This is a genomic window from Niastella soli, from assembly GCF_017742245.1.
GTDB lineage: Bacteria > Bacteroidota > Bacteroidia > Chitinophagales > Chitinophagaceae > Niastella > Niastella soli.
In genome coordinates this window covers 351332-368741 of record NZ_JAGHKO010000011.1, presented here as the reverse complement: position 1 = coordinate 368741, position 17410 = coordinate 351332, and the positions used below count along the sequence as shown (strand labels likewise).

Here is a 17410-nt window from a genome sequence, read left to right as displayed (position 1 = left end):
AATTTTATACAGTTAGTTTAATTTTTTATTGCTTTATACGCTTCTTCCAGCCCAGCTCTGTTCTTTATACTATCGGCTACGTTTGGTCCATTGTTCTCCCAGGTGTTACCGGGCCCGTTGGAGTTCTTCATGTATTTCTCCTGCTCGGTCCAGTTATCTTTTAAATTGATATAGGCAGAACCTTCATCGAGATAGATATAAAAGAAGTGGTTGGGATCATGGGCGTAAGGCGCCTTCAAAATGGTATGCACCACATTCTCGCTGATCACCGAACCGGGCATAGCCGATAAAGTGTACAAACCGCCCACATCGTACATATGTTTTGCATAATGATGTATCAGGTTGGCATGAATGCGGTTATTCTTCGCTGCATTGATGGTTTTCGTCCAGCCCCAGCCCACGCAAATACCACTATACGGCAAATCGCTCAGTTCATTATGATCAATGTTGATACCCTGCACATAACCGGCACTGATGCCAACACAACCCCAGTCTTCATTGGCACAATTGGTAATAAAACAATTGCTGATGGTGAGCTTGCGACACAACTCGCGCTCATCGGCAGGTGCATATGGTAAGTGGGTCTCAAAACCAGGATCTGAGAACATACCAGCCTGAATGGCTGTACCGGAAATATCACGGAAAGTGCAACCAACGATGGTATCGTATTGAGTGCCCTTAATATAATCGAGACCGGTGGCTCCCATATGTGAAAAATTGCAACGCTCAAAACCGGTGTTGCTTACATACTGTAATTCAACGCCACCGGGTTGACGACCGATCCAACCCTGGTTTTCCAACCCTTTTTTATCAGGCGTGCCTGGTATTTTCAATTTGTACGCATCCAACAAAAACATACCGGCCTGTAAAGGCACATGACCGGCCTGCGAAGGACGCAGCCAGGTAGCGTATTTAAAGTCGATGCCTTTGAAGAACACGTGCGAAACAGGATTATCAATGGTACCTTCAACACGGGCAATAGTTTGCAAATTGGGCGCTACCACCTGGGCAGTGCTCATATTTTCATTATTACGCGGCCAGTAAACGATCTGTTGTTTCTTTACATCCAGGTACCATTCTCCAGGTTCATCGAGAAACTGAATGGCATTGGTAAGAAAGAATGCCGAATTACCGGTTTTCTGTGAGATCCAGGGCGCAGGCCAGGGATGTTCAGACTGAATACGGCTTTCGGGTTGATAAAAACTCAACAAGGCACTGTCACCCTTTACTGTAACCGATTTTATCCGGAGGATAGCAATTGCCCACCACTGGTGGATATACATTTCCAGTCCGGCTGCATTTTCCCAGCCGGCTGTTTTTGATTTGGGGATCCAGCATTGCTGGGTTTCATGGTTCCAGGAAAGAATGCGGTTCATGCTATCGGCATTGCGATCGCGGGCACGAATGGCCTTTTGATCGTTTACCCATAACTGCCGGAAATCGAGCAGGCGGCCCGCTTCTACAGGCGCCTCTGCTACCCATACTTTCCCTTGCGCCGCTGCCGGTAAGCCCGGGATTTTCTCCATGGCCTTTCTCCAGCCCTTTACTGATAATCCACCACTGAATACCGGTTTGGCACCAGGCGCTGCTTCAATAATGGTCGGACTACCAGGCGTACCCGAATCTTCGGGCCGTACAAACAGCGGTTCTGCAAATGCATATACGCCATTCTCAACAATAATATGAATGCCATTTGCAATAGCCGGGTCTTTTAACCGGCGCATTTCCCTTGCTTTACGTAATGCCATGGCTATGGTAGCCATGGGTTTTTCTTTTGTTCCCGCATTTGTATCCGCCCCGCCAGGTGCTACATAAATGTCAGCAGCCTGTACAGCCAAACTCATAACCAAGGTGAAAAAAGAGCAAGCAATCGTGTATTTAAATAATCTCTTCATCTTAAATTATTATTCTCCTACTATTGAAAGATCGATTTCATATAAGCCACATTAGCGCTAAAATTCCTTTTTACGTTCCTGGGATCAGTGGCATCGCGTGACCGCTCGATCACCAGCCAGCCTCTGTAGCCTATTTTATCAAGGACCTGTTTTACCTGGGTCATATTAATTGCTTTATCGTTCTGCAGCCATACACTGTCCTTGTTGGTGCAATGGATCTGACAGATATGACTACCCAGTATTTCCATTTCCTTGTACAGGTCTCTTCCATTTTGAATTGCATTCGAAAAGTTGAAATAGATCTGTATAGCGGGTGAACCAATATCTTTTAACAGTTGTAATTCATCGGTAGCGCTTAAAGCCGTCTCCACTCCTATCACCACACCAGCCTTTTCTGCCATCTTGCCTACTTCTTTCAGGCGTGATACAACAGCTGGTCTCAATTCAGGGAACTTGGTCAGATCACCTTTAATACCCAGGGGAAGAAACCCAACTTTTACATTCATCTTCTTCATGGTATTGATGCAGTCCCCCACTGCTTTCACTGCTGTAGGCCGTTCAGGGAATGATTGAGCATAAAAACCAGTCATGGCCAATGAAGCTATTTGCAGGTTGAACTCTTTTGCTTTATCCTGGAACAAAGCCCGGATGGTATCATCGGCCAGTTTGTTATCAAACGTCTCGCGATCGCCCAATCCGCCCATATCAACTTCCACGCCATCCGCGCCTAATTCTTTTGACAACTGGAATGCGCTAAGCTTTTGTCTTTTCAGGATCATGAGATCCACCACGGCAATCTTATACCGCCCATCTTTTTTCACCAGCTTTTGCGCAGACGCAGCAAAGCCTGTCAGTAATGTTACTAATAGTGCGAATGTGAATACGTGATTCTTCATCTTTATATGTGGGTTAACTTTTATCGTGAATCGGCAAACGTGAAACGTGAAACGGCAATCGGCAATCGGCAATCGGCAATCGGCAATCGGCAATCGGCAATCGGCAATCGGCAATCGGCAATCGGCAATCGGCAATCGGCAATCGGCAATCGGCAATCGGCAGTAGCGCTTCGCGCAAAACTCAAGAACTCAAGAATTAATAAACTATATCACCCTGTTAACCGGTTAACGGTATCACCTCCATCAACTATATCAACCTCCTTCTTCCTGTTCAACTGATCAACTGGTTAACTGGTCAACTTCCTACCTCTTACTTCCCTTATCAACTCTATCACCCCTATCACCCCTATCAACCTACCAACTACTTCTTATCAAACAATGCCTTCAACTTCTCATAACTATGAATAGCATTGGCGGGCAATTTCTCGCCATGATCGCCGAACACATACAATGCGGTTTCGGGCTCAATGGTCACCTTGCTTTCATCGATCTTGCCGGTTGTTTTATCTTTTATGGCAGACAGGTCCAAATGGAAATGTTTGCCAATAAACTCATACAGGGCAGTGCGTTTGTTAATACCATAATCATGTCCTTCCTGTGGCAGGTGCACATTCTCTACCAGTTCGGGTTTTCCATAATACCCATACATTTTTTTCAGAAAGGGAAATTCATTTTCGGGCACATGGGTCGTCCAGTCACCGCCATCGGAAATCACCAATTGCGGACGTGGTGCTGCCATAGCAGCTATTTCAACATTGTTGGTGCCATGACCACACAAATGCACCGGCTGTCCACTTTCACAAGGGCAACCGCCGCTGTGGTATGATGATACCATTACAACAGGCACGCTTAATTTTATCCGGTCATCCAGGGCTGTTACCAGCATGGTATGACTGCCACCACCCGATCCGCCACTGATGGCCACCCGGCTGGTATCTGCTTCTTTTAACTTCAACAAATAATCGAGTATGCGAAAAGCACCCAACGCCTGCACCGTCATAGCCAGCGGGCGGCGATGATCTTCGGATTTAAATTGTAACAGCGATTCCCCCCAGGCAAAGATGTCGTAACTGATGGCCATACAACCCATGCGGGCCAATGTGGCGCAACGGTACTGACAATCGGCGCGGTAGCGGTGTTTTTCCCAGTGCCCATCCGGGCATAACACTACCGGGACCTTTCCTTTTATTTTTGCTGGTTTATATAAAGAGGCAGCGGTATACACCCCAGGCAATACCTCAAAGGCAATATTCTCTACAGTGTATCCATCCATTTTACGCACAGGCGTTGTAATGGGTTTTGAAGCAGGCGCCGGTGGCATGGGCGATAATTGCAACGCTTCATACATGCACGAACGCAACTCCGCCTTTCGTTTCTCCCAACTGGCTACATCATTATATAATGTAGACAGGTATTCCAACTGCGCCTTGCCTTCTTCTACTGTTTTTAAATGATATTGATACGCGCTGATCTTATAACTTTTGTCGCCTGTTTTGCTGAACGACAGGTCCTGCGATGCCAGCACATTGGTAAGTGTTTTCTCCACATCGGGACGAAAACGCCAGCGGGCATAGGTTACCCAGCGATCTTTTACCTGATCGTCGTTAAAACGGATCTTAATGCCATACTGGCCTTGAATTTCCGTTAACACCTGTTTCAATGGCTCGCGATAGGAATCGTCAGAATTCTGACTTCTGCTATCTATCCAAGCCAGCAGGCAACAAAGGATATAAATAAGTTTGCGCATCTTTATTATTTTTTATCGTGAATCCGCTTTCGCCAAGGCCACGGCGGACAAGTCGGCAATACCGAATCGGCAATCGGCAATCGGCAATCCGCAATCGGCAATCCGCAATCGGCAATCCGCGACGCGGCCCCCCTTATCATCCTTATTAACTCCGTCACCCCTATCAACCTTATACTTTCTTTACCCTTAATCTACTTGCCTTTACCCCTGTCAACGTGTTAACGTGTCAACCTGTCAACCAATCACACCGCCTTCAAAGTAACCTGTCTCTTCTCCTTCCTCCTCGCTTCCTTCCAGCCTGAATACAGGAGATTCTTATCCAGCACCGGTTTGGGGAAGAACAGACTCGCCACATACCCTACTCCGATCACCACCAGATGACTATATACACCCAGCATCATTTTATCGTGGCCAAAATTATATTTACCAAAATCGAGTAACAGGTGTTTGTCGGCACCTATTCCAATTTGGGTAGACGTCAAAAATGCATAGGAAGTAAACAGGATACAGGCAATAATGCCAATAGTGATCCCTTGCTGATTAGCGCGGGCGCTGAAAATACCCAGCAGGAAAATACCCACAATACCACCAGAGAAGATGGCATACAGGGTAAACACAATACCCAATACACCTTCACTACCAGCATTGATATATAAACAACCAATGCCCATGGCGATCAATCCGGAGATCACTACCGTCCATCTGCCAGCTTTCAAATAAGCTGCATCGGAAAGGCCACGGCGCATCTTTTTATAATAATCTTCTACGCCCACAGCGGCCAGACTGTTCAGGTCGGCACTCAAACTACAAATAGCAGCAGAGATCATGGCCGACAAGATCAACCCTCTTACCCCAACGGGCAACTGGGTACCAATAAAATAAGGGAATACCTGTTCGGGATGTAATCCAGCTGGCAGGGGATTCTGTTTATAAAAAACAAACAAAGCAGTTCCAATGAACATAAACAACATCCAAACGGGAACGGTCAGCAAAATACCCATGAGTGAGGCACGAATGGCGCCTTTGTCGGTTTTTGCGGTCAAATAACGTTGTACTACGGTTTGGTCGGTACCATATTTCTGAATAGCATAGAACAATCCATTGATGGCCATTACCAGGAAAGTAACCCGGGTAAGGTCAGCATCATAGGGGCCAAATCCGATACGGCCATTGGTTTTCGCCACCTGCCAGATCTCAGGAAGACCGCCATGCGTAGAAAAGAGGATCACTGTTATACAAATGATGCCGGTGGCAAACAGCATGAAACCCTGGAACACATCGAGCCAGATCACTGCTTCCATGCCACCCATTAAGTTCACGCCAATAATGATCAACCCTACCACAACGATCATGATCATCGTATTGCCACCTATCATACTATCCAGCGCCAGGGCCAACAGGAACAACACCGTTCCCATGGAAGAGAACTGGCGCAGTACAAATGCCAGGGAGCTGTAATAGCGGGCAAATACGCCAAAACGCTTTTCAAAATATTCATAGGTGCTTAATCCGATCACCTTACGATACAATGGCACAATAAACCAGATGGTACCTAATAATACAATGGGCACCATAAGCCCCTGTACCAATAAGATCCAGTTACTGGTAAACCCGGTTCCGGGATATGCCAGGAAAGTTACACTACTGATCAGTGTCGCCAATAACGACATGCCAATCGCCCAGGATGGGACCCGTCCATGCGCCAAAAAGTAAGACTTAAACGAATCCTGCTTGCGCGCAAAACGGAAACCTACATATAATGTCACCACCAGAAAACAGATGATGATGATGTAATCCAACAATGATAAATTCATATGGCAATTATAAAATGATAGCTAACCTTTTTTAAAAATCCCACAACCCATCCGGCCATTGATAACTGCCGGGTTTAACCGTAATAAATAAATTAGGGTCATTCGTCTGCATCCGCACCACACCAGGCGCCATTTCTTCCACGGGATAAAACCGGGTCAGTTTTGACTGACTGATCAATGCCCAGGCAGTAGCGCCGCCTTCCACGATCAGTTCCTGCACCATGCTACGTTGTAATACTTCATTCACCAGTCCCGCCATCTTTTCCTTCAGTTGGCCAGCGCCAACCGCTGTATTCCTGGTGGAATCTTCATGAATGGCCACGATGGCTTTTTCATTATTTTTCACCAGGGCCACCACTTCATTGGCCCATTTCACAAAACTGTATGTTCCGCTATGCACCGACCTGATTATTTCCTCGGGCATATAACACACCGGGCCACCGGCAGCTTTTATACTTTTGATGGTATTGCGGCTTTGAGAAAAGGTGGTACCACAAACAAATAAACTGAACGGTAAGCGTTCAGGTATCTCCACGCTTTTAGCAGGTTGTTTACCAGCCAGCATTTTATCAAGCATGGCTGTAAAGAAACCGGAAGCACCGGCTATCAGCGTGGTCTTATCCATGCGGGTTGCCCAGGCCTGCAGGTCGGCGGTTTGTACTGCCTCCCCCACTATGATCCCGGCATCGGGCAACACCTCACTATATTTTTTTACATATACCAATTCGCCATCACTGCGCAGCATCTCCAAAATGGTGGAGCTGCTGATGGCAAAGTCAGGATCGTGCGAAAAACTGCTTTCGTGTACAGGTTTTCCATGGAGGAAATACTGGCCATCTGCAATCGTTCTGCCCAAAGCCGGATTGGCCGCTACCAATACCGCTTTTTTAAAACCGGTGAGTGACAATTGCGCCTGTAATTCCGCCAGCACATGACCTCTTAAAACAGAATCTGTTTTTTTAAAGATCATGGCTGGCTGCATGGCCAACAGTTCGCGCGTATGCTTTTGCATAATGGCAACCGCCTCTACTTCGGGTAACGACCGGGCATCTGTGGCTATAACAAACAGATCAGCTTTGGTAGCTGCATTTACTTCGGTGCCCAGCTCAACGGTCAGGTTATAGCGTAACCCTATACCCGCCAGCTCGGCAGCACCCGTAAAATCATCTGCGATCACCGCTATCATTATGCTGGGTTTTGTTGTTTAATCCGGTGTTTACTTAATTGTACGGCTGCTTCAATGGCCAACACCATGGCATCGGGACTGGCAATGCCTTTCCCGGCAATTTCAAAGGCAGTACCGTGGTCAACCGAAGTACGGATGATAGGCAGACCCATGGTGATGTTCACTCCTTTCACACTATCCATTTGCTTTTTCTCTGCATTCCATTTAAAACCAGTGAGTTTAAAAGGAATATGCCCCTGGTCGTGGTACATGGCCACTATGCCACCATAGGTACCTGTTGCAGCCTTCGAGAACAATGTATCTGCAGGCACCGGACCATCCACATCATATCCCATTTTACGGGCTTCTTCTACAGCGGGTTTTATTTCGCCATCATCTTCGGTACCAAACAAACCGCTGTCACCTGCATGCGGGTTCAAACCGGCCACACCAATTTTTGTATTGGTAGCGCCCAGTTGCAGAATACCATTGTGCAATAATTCAATTACCTGGATGATGCGGTCTTTTTTCACCAGGTCACAAGCCTCACGCAGCGATACGTGGGTTGACACGTGTATGACGCGCATATTCTCTTCTACCAGCAGCATCGCATATTTCCTGGTACCCGTGTAGTGCGCATAGATCTCCGTATGACCGGCAAAATGATGCCCGGCCTCGTTGATAGACTTTTTATTGATGGGACCAGTTACGGTTGCGTCTACATCACCCGCCAATGCCAGCTCTATCACTTTTTTAACGGCATCAAAAGAAGCGCCTCCAGCCATGGCCGAGATCTCGCCAAACGCCAGTTTACCCATATCCACATTCTTCAGATCAAACACATCTATGGTGCCTGGTTTGAAGGCAGCATCGGCCACTTTGGTAATGGCATTTACTGTAGCAGGCATTTTCAACCGGCTGATAATATCATTAAACACGCCGGCATCACCAACCAGCAAAGGGCGGCAAATGGCATGGATCTTTTCATTCAATAATGCTTTAACGGCAATCTCCGGCCCAATACTGGCCGGATCACCCATCGTTATTCCTACTATCGGTTTCTGCATGTTAGTTTATTTTGTAGCGCCGGTGCTTACTACAGCTTCCCAGGCGGTTAATACTTTTTGTTCTTCTTCGCTTGATAATTGATGTAAGGGCGGCATCATATTCGTTTCACACAACCCTTCTTTTTTCATCAGCACTTTTAACGCCCATAATGATTCACCTAAGGTTTTGCCACCCTGGTAAATATTCCCCAGGATATCGGAGGTCTTTTGCAGCGCATTGGCTTTTGTTTCGTTCCCACCCACAGCGGCTTTGTACAATTCATTGTATAACCCTGGCGCCACGTTACCGGTGCTGGGGATAATGCCATCGCCGCCTTTTAACAGGGATTGAGCGCTCTGTGCGGCCCAACCGGCAAAATAAACGAAGTCAGCGCGGTTAGCACATAGTTTTAGTGCAGCCTGTAAGCGTTCTTCATTGCGCTCTGAATCTTTCAACCCAACAATATTGGGGTGATGGCTCAATGCTTCCACTACCTCCAACGGGATTGACATATGCACCGTAGGCGGAATGTTATAGATCATCAACGGACCACCTACGTTGTCTGCCAGGCGCTCAAAATAAGTTTTCATTTGATCGGGTGTCAACGGATAATAGTTCGGCAATGTAGCTACCACTACATCCACACCGGCATCAAATGACTGTTTTGCGAATAATACCGACTCTTCCATAATATTGGAAGAAATACCAGCATACAGCACATCGCCAGCCTGTTTGACCCGGACAGCCACTTTCAGGTAATCCTGCTTAATTGATTGCGGCAGCGATGCTGCTTCGCCGGTAGTACCTAAAATAAATGGCATTACCTGATGTTGACGAAAGTTCGCAAACATTCTTTCTACAGCCTCCGCATCCAGCGAAAGCCTGTTGGCCGTGGGCGACGCCAGGGGCGTTACCGCCGGTACCACTACACCTTTATATTTCTTTTGTTGCATGGTTAATAAGCTGCATTAAATATATCAATAGCATCTTTCTCTGTGATCGGACGTGGATTGTTCTTCAACAAACGCGTTATTTTCATGGCATCTACCGCCATTTGTGGAATAGCTTCTTTGGGAATACCTACATCCCGCAAACGGGCCGGAATACCACAAGCACTGATCAGCGAACGGATCTTGTCAATTCCCTTCAGGGCTGTCTTTACATCATCGGCTTCTCTTTCACAACCCAAAGCAACCGCCACATCGGCATAACGTTTTGGTGCTGCCACGTAGTTAAATTCCATTACATAAGGCAACAAAAGGGCATTTGACAGACCATGGGCCAAATGATAAGCGCTTCCCAGCGGGTACGACAGGGCATGCACCCCGGCTGTATTTACCGGACCTAAACAGAACCCACCCAACAGACTGCCCATGGCCACCTGCGTACGGGCCTCTTCATCATTGCCATTTTGTACGGCCTGCACAATGTTGGCTGCGATCAACCGCATACCTTCATACGCATACACATCGATAAATGGATGTGCAAACAAATTGGTGTATGCTTCCAGGCAATGCGTTAATGCATCAATACCGGTTGCTGCGGTGATGGCAGCCGGCACACCCATCGTCAGTAACGGATCTACATACACTATATCGGGCACCAGGAAGGGACTGATGATCCCTTTTTTCTGGTTATCTGTTTCATCAACCAAAATAGAATTGGGTGATACTTCGCTGCCTGTGCCGGAAGTTGTTGGCATACAGATCAGCTTTTTGGGGCGGCTTTTCAAAAAGCCAATACCCACTATATCTTTTAAGCCTTGTTCATTTTCAAGTAATGCCGCAGTCACTTTTGCCACATCCAGTACACTGCCGCCGCCAATACCAATCACCACATCTGGGTTGAACCCTTTTACTTCCTGTAACAGCTGTTGTACTTCGGCAAATGATGGTTCGTTAACGATGCTTGTATTCGTTTGCACTTGTACACCACTTGCTTCCAGCTTGCTCACAAAGCCTTTCAACTGGCCCAGCAAAGGAGTGATCGTCACTACCAATGCCCTGGTGCAGGATAAAGCCGTTACTTCATCAGGCAACTGCTCTAATGTATTTTTACCAAACACCAGTTTACCGGGAAAATGTATTTTCATTATATCCTGCATATACTTATTTAGTTTCTTTTTGATTCTAAGTTTGCCGGCGACCGGTCACTATAGTTCACTATCGCCATTCTGATCCCCCGAAGGAAATTCAGTTAACGGCACCAACTTTAGTTTTGATGGATCAACCTTTACGTATTTCACGCGTTGCCGGCGCCAGGTGTATACAATGTGCACCATCCCATCGGCCGATTGTATCACGGATGGGTATGAGTATTGGCTCACCGGTGAATTTTCCAGCACCAATGCCGCCTGCCATAATTTTCCATCCAGGGATACTGCCACGTTCAACGGCGTACGGGCGCCCTTGGGCGCACCCTTTGGTGTTTTTACATGGTTGTATACAATTAACTGCCGGCCATCTTTCAGGGTCACCGCGTCTGTGCCAGAGTTGTTGTTGGGTAACATCGACTCGGCCAGTGGCGTCCATGTTTTACCGTTATCGGCAGACCATGATTCCACTACGGCCGCACTTTTGCTGCGACACAGGATCTGCAACCGGCCATCTTTATATGTTAATACGCTTGGTTGAATAGCGTTGATCTTTTTATCGGGATTGATCGGCCCTACCATGCGCCAGGTTTTGCCATTGTCGGAAGTAACTTCAAAGTGGACGGTCCAACCACTGCCTTCTCTGCTGCTTGGACAAACCAGATCGCCATTGGGTAACAACACCGGTTTGTTTTTCACGGGCCCCAGGAATCCATCGGGCAACGCCTCTGGTTTGCCCCAGGTTACGCCATTGTCAGCTGAACGGATAAGCCAGCCTTTCCAGCCTCCTACATTAGGCCCTACTTTATAGAACAACAGCAATTCACCATTGGGTATCTGGTATAATACCGGGTTCCAGCAGGCATAGCGCAACGTATCATTGATAATGCCATTGGCCACATTTACGGGTGCTGTCCATTTATTGTTCACCTGTCGGCTTACCCAGATACATACATCCGGATTTCTTTCCTTGGTGCCACCAAACCAGGCAGTCACCAACCCTTTCGGTGTTTCAGCAATGGTAGCGGCATGACTTTCCGGAAAAGACGTTCTGTCAAAAATGAATTCATCGGTCACCATACCACTTTTGAATTTGTAGTGGGAGACAAACGAATAATCGCCTGAGCCAACTTCCAGCACGGCCTTCTTACCTTCCATACGCAAAAAGCGAATGCCATCGACACCAGTGATTGGTTTATTGTTTTCCAGGATGCTCTTTACGTCATCGGCTGGGATGTACAACAACGCAGTAGTGTTGGCCGGAATGGTCACGTTCCAGGTAAACCGGTCGATCGCATTTTTCCAGGAACTTTTTATCAGTCCATGGACCGATTGATACGAAGCATTTACAAAGGTCAACCCATCTAACGGCGTGGGTTGCATGATGATCTTTTTGAAACCGGCAGCAGAATCGTCCGATTTGATACCGGCAGCATTCTCATACATCCACACCAGCAGGTCGCCCAGCAGCATCACATGGTTTTGTGAGTTCATTTGCGGCGCCGCCGTATTGCCATTCCACAATTCCCAGATGGTAGTAGCACCATGTTTTACCATATACCCCCAGCTTGGGTAGGTAGTATCTGAGATCAGGGTGTAAGCCATATCGGGCAGCTTGTATTCGCTTAAACAACGCATCAGCCATTGGGTACCAATAACCCCTGTACTGATGTGACCATGGTTTTCACTCCAGATCTTATGAGAGATATTATTGAACACCGCTTCACGCAAACTATCAGGGGTAATGCCAAAATACAAAGGCAGCAGGTTGGCGGTCACGGTGTTATTGCTGTACGATTTCTTTTGTTTGTTGTAGAAGCGTTTGGTGAAGGCTTCCTGAATATGCTGATTCAATGCTGCAAATGCTTTTACATCCTCAGTCTTGTTCAGCAAACCAGCGAACTTTTGCATATACCAACCCATGCGGTAATAATAGGCGGTAGCGATCAGTGTACCATCAGTATTCCGCAGGCTGTCTTTTGAATGGATCAACTCAGGTGACTCAGGTGGTACGCACCAGTCACCATATTTATCTTTCGAGATGATATAATCCTGCATGAATTTGGTCTGCATATATTGCAGCCATTTCTTCATGGAGGCATAATGTTTTTCAATGACGCGTTTGTCACCATACTGGTTATACAGCATATCGGCCACAACCAGGTAGGTACCAGGCCAGGTCATATTATCGCTGTAGTAATTCCAGTAAGCGGGCGCCACATCGGGTATAGAACCTTCTGGGGTTTGCGCTTCTTCAATGTCCTGCAGCCATTTGGCATACAGGTTACCATTACCGAATAAAAAGCTTTCTCCCAATGAACCAATGGCATGATCGGCCAGCCAGGGCATCCGCTCATTCCGTTGCGGACAATCGAGTGGCATTCCCTTGTAATTGGCGCTGATCCCCCACCAGGCATTCTGGTGAATACGGTTTATTATTTCGTTGGAGGTCTCTAATGTACCGGTTGTTGCGAGGTCATCAAAGATCACCTTGCCTTCAAAATTGTTTACGGTTGGCGTACCGGGATAACCAGTGATCTCTACATACCGGAAACCATGGTATACAAAGGTTGGCATCCAGGTTTCGACACCCACGCCTTTAGCGGTATAAACATCCGTCACTTTTGCATCGCGCAGGTTGCGTACATACAGTTCCCCATCAGGTTGCAGGCTTTCGGCAAAGCGCAATGTCACTTGCTGGCCCTTGCTGGCTTTTACCTGCATTTGTAAACGGCCAACCATATTCTGGCCCATATCTACAATGAAAACACCCGGTTTCAATTGCGTAATTGCTACCGGTTTTATGGTCTTCATTATTTTAATGGGTTCGTTCATTTGTGCAGTCAAATGCCCAGCGGGCGCCTGCACCATCTCCGGCTGTTGCCAGCCTTTATCGTTAAAACCGGTATTGTTCCAACCGGTCATTTCTTTTGTAGCGTCGTACTCTTCCCCATCATATTCGTTGTTGGTGCGAATGGGGCCATCGGCGGTCATCTTCCACGTACCATCGGTCACCACCGTTTTCTTTGTACCGTTGGTGTATTCTACCTCCAGCTGCAACAGCAGTTTGGGAAAGCCAAAGGTGTTGATCTTTTTGGGTTTGTAGTTCTGGCGCATGGTGAAGAAACGGCCGTTGCCCAATACAGCAGCAATCGCGTTGTTCCCTTGCTTTACCTGTTTTGTTACATCATAGGTGTTGTAGAGAACAGATCTGTTGAAATCAGTTTGTCCGGGTGCCATTACTGCATCGCCTATACGCTGTCCGTTTATAAACAATTCATACAACCCGAGACCCGAAACATACACCGTGGCCTTCTTAACTGCCAATTGTTGTGTAAACGTTTTCAGAAAATAACGTGCCGATAAACGCGCGTACTGTGTAACACTGTCCCAGGGCATGGCTTTATCTGATCCAATCCATTGCGCCTTCCAGTCGCCGGGCGTTAATAAACCCATGCTCCAGGTAGCGGGTTGGCTCCAGCCTGTTTCGCCTTTGCTGGTGTATACTTTTACTTTCCAGTAACAGGCGGTACGGCTGGCGAGTGCCTTGCCATTATACGCTACGTTAATGGATTGATTGGAACTTACTTTACCGGAGTTCCAGATATCCCCTTCCTGTTTGGCAAGCTTCTCTGGCGTTGATGCCACCAGCACCTGATAAGCTACCTGTTGAATATTGCGGGCTTTGCCAGCCAGTTGCCAGCTAAGCCGTGGTTGCGTTACATCGATACCAGCAGGGTTGTTCAACATTTCGCAGCGAAGGTGTTGCGCAGTGAGCTGTGCTTTAACAGACGATGCTGCTGATAAGATCAGCAGCACGCCTGTTACAAGAAGTCTGTATTTGAGTCTTTTGTTCATGTCATTTTAATTACATTCCCGGAGCCTCCCCCGGTCCTGTCAACCTATTAACTGGTCAACTGATCAACTCTCTTCAACCTATTCCTTTCCAGAAAAGTCAAAGAATAAGGTTATATCCTTGGCATACATCGGGTCTTTGCCATAATCATAGAACATATGCTTTTTCCCCATGGGCCCCATGTTCTCCGCTTTTTGCGATTTGGTACCAATGGGTGAAATGCCATGCATGAACGACAGATCGCCATCGGGGAACGCAGGTGCGGTATTAAATGAAGTAACAGAAAATTTGGGGGTGAATAACCGTAAGAACACATCTTCATTGGCACATACCACAGTCAGCGGTTGTCCGGTTGTGTTTAACTTCATCCAGTACAGGTTTGAATAATATCCTTTGAACTCAGGATAGATCAGTTTGCCTTCACCGGTTGATGTATTGTTATAGTCTTTATTCCAAACATTCAGCGTACCGCCTTTCATGCGATTCTTCCAAACACGGTATGGTCCTACACCCATCCATTGTACTGATTTTACAATACTTTCAGGAAAGGAGAAATTGATACCTACCAATGAGGTCTCATATTCTTTCGGGAAATACTTTACCTGCATTTTTACCCAGCCTGAAGGGAAGATGGTCCACTCCAGCAACTGGCAAAGACTTTTCTTCTGGAACTCGGCAGCAATAATCTGGTTGTTGCCATCCTTGCGGGTATTCCATTTTATAAAGCCGGTCTCGCCTTCGCACAGTAAAGGACCATTGCTTAAAGGAATGGCGCCTTTGCCATTTTGCACGGTTTGTAACAGCCCTGTTCTTTTATTGAAAGTGATTGTTACATCACCCGCAGTAGCAATGATCAGGGAATCTTTATCAGCTACGTTAACAGTGGCATTGCCTTCCAGCTTTATTATATTTTTTGCAACGGCAGCGGGCAGTTTAATAGGCCAGCTCCAGGTATATATTTCATGACCGGTCACATCGTATGCCGTTACATATATGACACTGTACTGTTGCCAGTTGGCCGGCAGGTTACAGGTAATGGTGCCGCTTGTACCAGGTGTAATGCCGGGCACGTTTACCGTTCCTACAGCGGTGTCTTTACTACCGTTTTGCAATGACGCCAGTTTAAACGTAAAGCGGCATTGATTCAGGTTGGTAAAATGATACCTGTTCTCTACGTTGAATTGTCCGTTGAAAGCAGGAGTAATATCTTTTAATTCGAAATGAACGGGAGCCCATACTTCTTTAATGGTATAATAGCTGCCTTCTTTCTCGTGGTAGGGTCCCACAATACCATCGGGAGCATGGTTACCGTCGTTGTCGATGCTGTCATTCTTGTCTTTTCTGGCTATGCCTTCATCGGCAAACACCCACAGGAAGCCACCGGCTGAACGGGGATGACGCCACATCAGTTCCCAGTAATCTTCCAGCCCGGCACCTAAACCACCATCATACAAGCCATGTAGGAATTCTGTGGGGAACACGATCTGGTGACCATGCAGGTGCGTTTCGTTACCGTAATCGTAGTTGATATAGTGTTGGGTATCGAACTGACGGAATACCTGCCAGGGGTGGATCAACGGACGGTGTTGAATATCCAGTTCATCGAACCAATGGTCCAGTTCAAAATTATGACCGCCTTCATTACCATTATCCCAAATAACGATGGAGGGGTGATTTACATCATGCGCGATCATTTCATGCACCAGCTTGCTGCCCACCTGCGTATCGTATGCTTTGTGCCAGCCGCCTAATTCATCGAGCACCATTAAACCTAACGAGTCGCAGGTATTGAGAAAATGTGCATCCGGAGGATAATGCGACATACGCACCGCGTTCATGTTCATGTCTTTCATCATCAACACATCCTCAAGGCTCCGGGTCTCATTCATGGCTCTGGCGGTAGTTGGCCAGAACGAGTGACGGCACACGCCTTTGAATTTTATTTTAACGCCATTGAGGTAAATGCCATCGCGCTCGCGCACTTCAATAGTGCGGAAACCAAATTTCTCCTGTACTGTATGTACTGGCTTGCCTTTTGACAGCAAGGTGAATTCAACCTTGTAACGATTGGGAAACTCGGGTGTCCATGTTGCAGGAGCAGCCACGCTTGTTTTCAAGGCAGCGAGGGTATCACCTGATTTTATTTTTGCAGAAAACGCATCGCCTACTTTTTTGCCATCCATAGTGAACAGCTGCGCGCTCACTTCATCCACCTGTGAAACAGCCGCTACCTTTACATTGGCTGCAAAGGCGCCATTTGCTTTTCCATCAAGGGCTACCTGAGCAATATGTTCAACCGGCAATGCCTGTAAGAACACCGGTCTGAAGATGCCGCCAAAGATCCAGTAATCACCATGGCGTTCTGCCCAGTTCACCGACTCATTACCAGAGTGTTTGCTCACGGTCACTTCCAGCAGGTTCTTTTTACCAAACTTCAACAGCTTCGTGATGTCATAAGAGAAACTGTAAAAAGAACCCTGGTGTGTTTCCCCGGCCGATTTTCCGTTGATCTTTACTTCGGTATCGGTCATGGAACCTTCAAAAACTATATTGATGGTTTTGCCCTGCCAGTTAGCAGGCACGTTGAAATTGTATTTGTATAATCCCTGTTCTTTACCACGAACCGAATCTTTATCGTGGCCGTAGTTGTATTTGCCAAACCCCTGCTGTTCCCAGTTACTGGGTACGGCAATGGTTGTCCATTTACCTGAATTGCGACCGGCTGTACAAAAGAATTGCCAGTTTACGGTTTTATCACTTCCAGTGCCTGACAAGTACTGAATCTCTGTAGATTGAGCATTCGCTGAGCCAAAAGCAGCAAGCTGAAAGCCTACAACCAAAGCCAGTCCTTTGAGAAAATTGGTTTTTATAGTCGGTTTCATTTCCATCGTAGCTGTA

At 47.0% G+C, this 17410-nt stretch carries 10 protein-coding genes; all 10 read right to left on the bottom strand.

What is annotated here, in order from left to right; translation table 11 throughout:
• Positions 1–17: 17 nt before the first annotated feature.
• A complete protein-coding gene (locus J7I42_RS27530; protein ID WP_209142269.1) occupies positions 18–1895 on the bottom strand; it encodes a right-handed parallel beta-helix repeat-containing protein in 1878 nt (625 codons plus the stop codon).
• Between the two features lie 20 nt (positions 1896–1915).
• On the bottom strand, positions 1916–2791 hold the full coding sequence (locus J7I42_RS27525) for a sugar phosphate isomerase/epimerase family protein (protein ID WP_209142267.1): 876 nt from the start codon (positions 2789–2791) through the stop codon (positions 1916–1918).
• 361 nt (positions 2792–3152) lie between these two features.
• A complete protein-coding gene (locus J7I42_RS27520; RefSeq protein ID WP_209142265.1) occupies positions 3153–4538 on the bottom strand; it encodes an alpha/beta hydrolase family protein in 1386 nt (461 codons plus the stop codon).
• 242 nt (positions 4539–4780) lie between these two features.
• On the bottom strand, positions 4781–6352 hold the full coding sequence (locus J7I42_RS27515; RefSeq protein WP_209142263.1) for a sodium:solute symporter: 1572 nt from the start codon (positions 6350–6352) through the stop codon (positions 4781–4783).
• Positions 6353–6383: 31 nt separating this feature from the next.
• Positions 6384–7538: a four-carbon acid sugar kinase family protein gene (locus J7I42_RS27510; protein ID WP_209142261.1), complete on the bottom strand. Its 1155-nt coding sequence runs from the start codon at positions 7536–7538 to the stop codon at positions 6384–6386.
• Positions 7538–8584 (bottom strand): 4-hydroxythreonine-4-phosphate dehydrogenase PdxA, encoded by a 1047-nt coding sequence (pdxA, locus tag J7I42_RS27505; RefSeq protein WP_209142259.1) that lies wholly within the window; start codon positions 8582–8584, stop codon positions 7538–7540. Before pdxA ends, J7I42_RS27510 begins: the two co-directional genes overlap by 1 nt.
• 6 nt (positions 8585–8590) lie before the next feature.
• Positions 8591–9517: a dihydrodipicolinate synthase family protein gene (locus J7I42_RS27500; RefSeq protein ID WP_209142257.1), complete on the bottom strand. Its 927-nt coding sequence runs from the start codon at positions 9515–9517 to the stop codon at positions 8591–8593.
• 2 nt (positions 9518–9519) lie between these two features.
• Complete coding sequence (locus J7I42_RS27495) at positions 9520–10656, bottom strand: iron-containing alcohol dehydrogenase (protein WP_209142255.1); 1137 nt, start codon at positions 10654–10656, stop codon at positions 9520–9522.
• A gap of 60 nt (positions 10657–10716) precedes the next feature.
• Positions 10717–14514 (bottom strand): family 78 glycoside hydrolase catalytic domain, encoded by a 3798-nt coding sequence (locus J7I42_RS27490; protein WP_209142253.1) that lies wholly within the window; start codon positions 14512–14514, stop codon positions 10717–10719.
• A 78-nt stretch (positions 14515–14592) separates the two neighbouring features.
• Positions 14593–17400: a glycoside hydrolase family 2 protein gene (locus J7I42_RS27485; protein WP_209142251.1), complete on the bottom strand. Its 2808-nt coding sequence runs from the start codon at positions 17398–17400 to the stop codon at positions 14593–14595.
• Between the last annotated feature and the right edge of the window lie 10 nt (positions 17401–17410).

Coding starts and splice junctions, on each gene's coding strand:
- J7I42_RS27515 (WP_209142263.1), bottom strand. CDS start 6,352: ATGAATTTATCATTGTTGGATTACATCATCATCATCTGTTTTCTGGTG.
- J7I42_RS27525 (WP_209142267.1), bottom strand. CDS start 2,791: ATGAAGAATCACGTATTCACATTCGCACTATTAGTAACATTACTGACA.
- J7I42_RS27530 (WP_209142269.1), bottom strand. CDS start 1,895: ATGAAGAGATTATTTAAATACACGATTGCTTGCTCTTTTTTCACCTTG.
- J7I42_RS27500 (WP_209142257.1), bottom strand. CDS start 9,517: ATGCAACAAAAGAAATATAAAGGTGTAGTGGTACCGGCGGTAACGCCC.
- J7I42_RS27485 (WP_209142251.1), bottom strand. CDS start 17,400: ATGGAAATGAAACCGACTATAAAAACCAATTTTCTCAAAGGACTGGCT.
- J7I42_RS27520 (WP_209142265.1), bottom strand. CDS start 4,538: ATGCGCAAACTTATTTATATCCTTTGTTGCCTGCTGGCTTGGATAGAT.
- J7I42_RS27510 (WP_209142261.1), bottom strand. CDS start 7,538: ATGATAGCGGTGATCGCAGATGATTTTACGGGTGCTGCCGAGCTGGCG.
- J7I42_RS27495 (WP_209142255.1), bottom strand. CDS start 10,656: ATGAAAATACATTTTCCCGGTAAACTGGTGTTTGGTAAAAATACATTA.
- J7I42_RS27490 (WP_209142253.1), bottom strand. CDS start 14,514: ATGAACAAAAGACTCAAATACAGACTTCTTGTAACAGGCGTGCTGCTG.
- pdxA (WP_209142259.1), bottom strand. CDS start 8,584: ATGCAGAAACCGATAGTAGGAATAACGATGGGTGATCCGGCCAGTATT.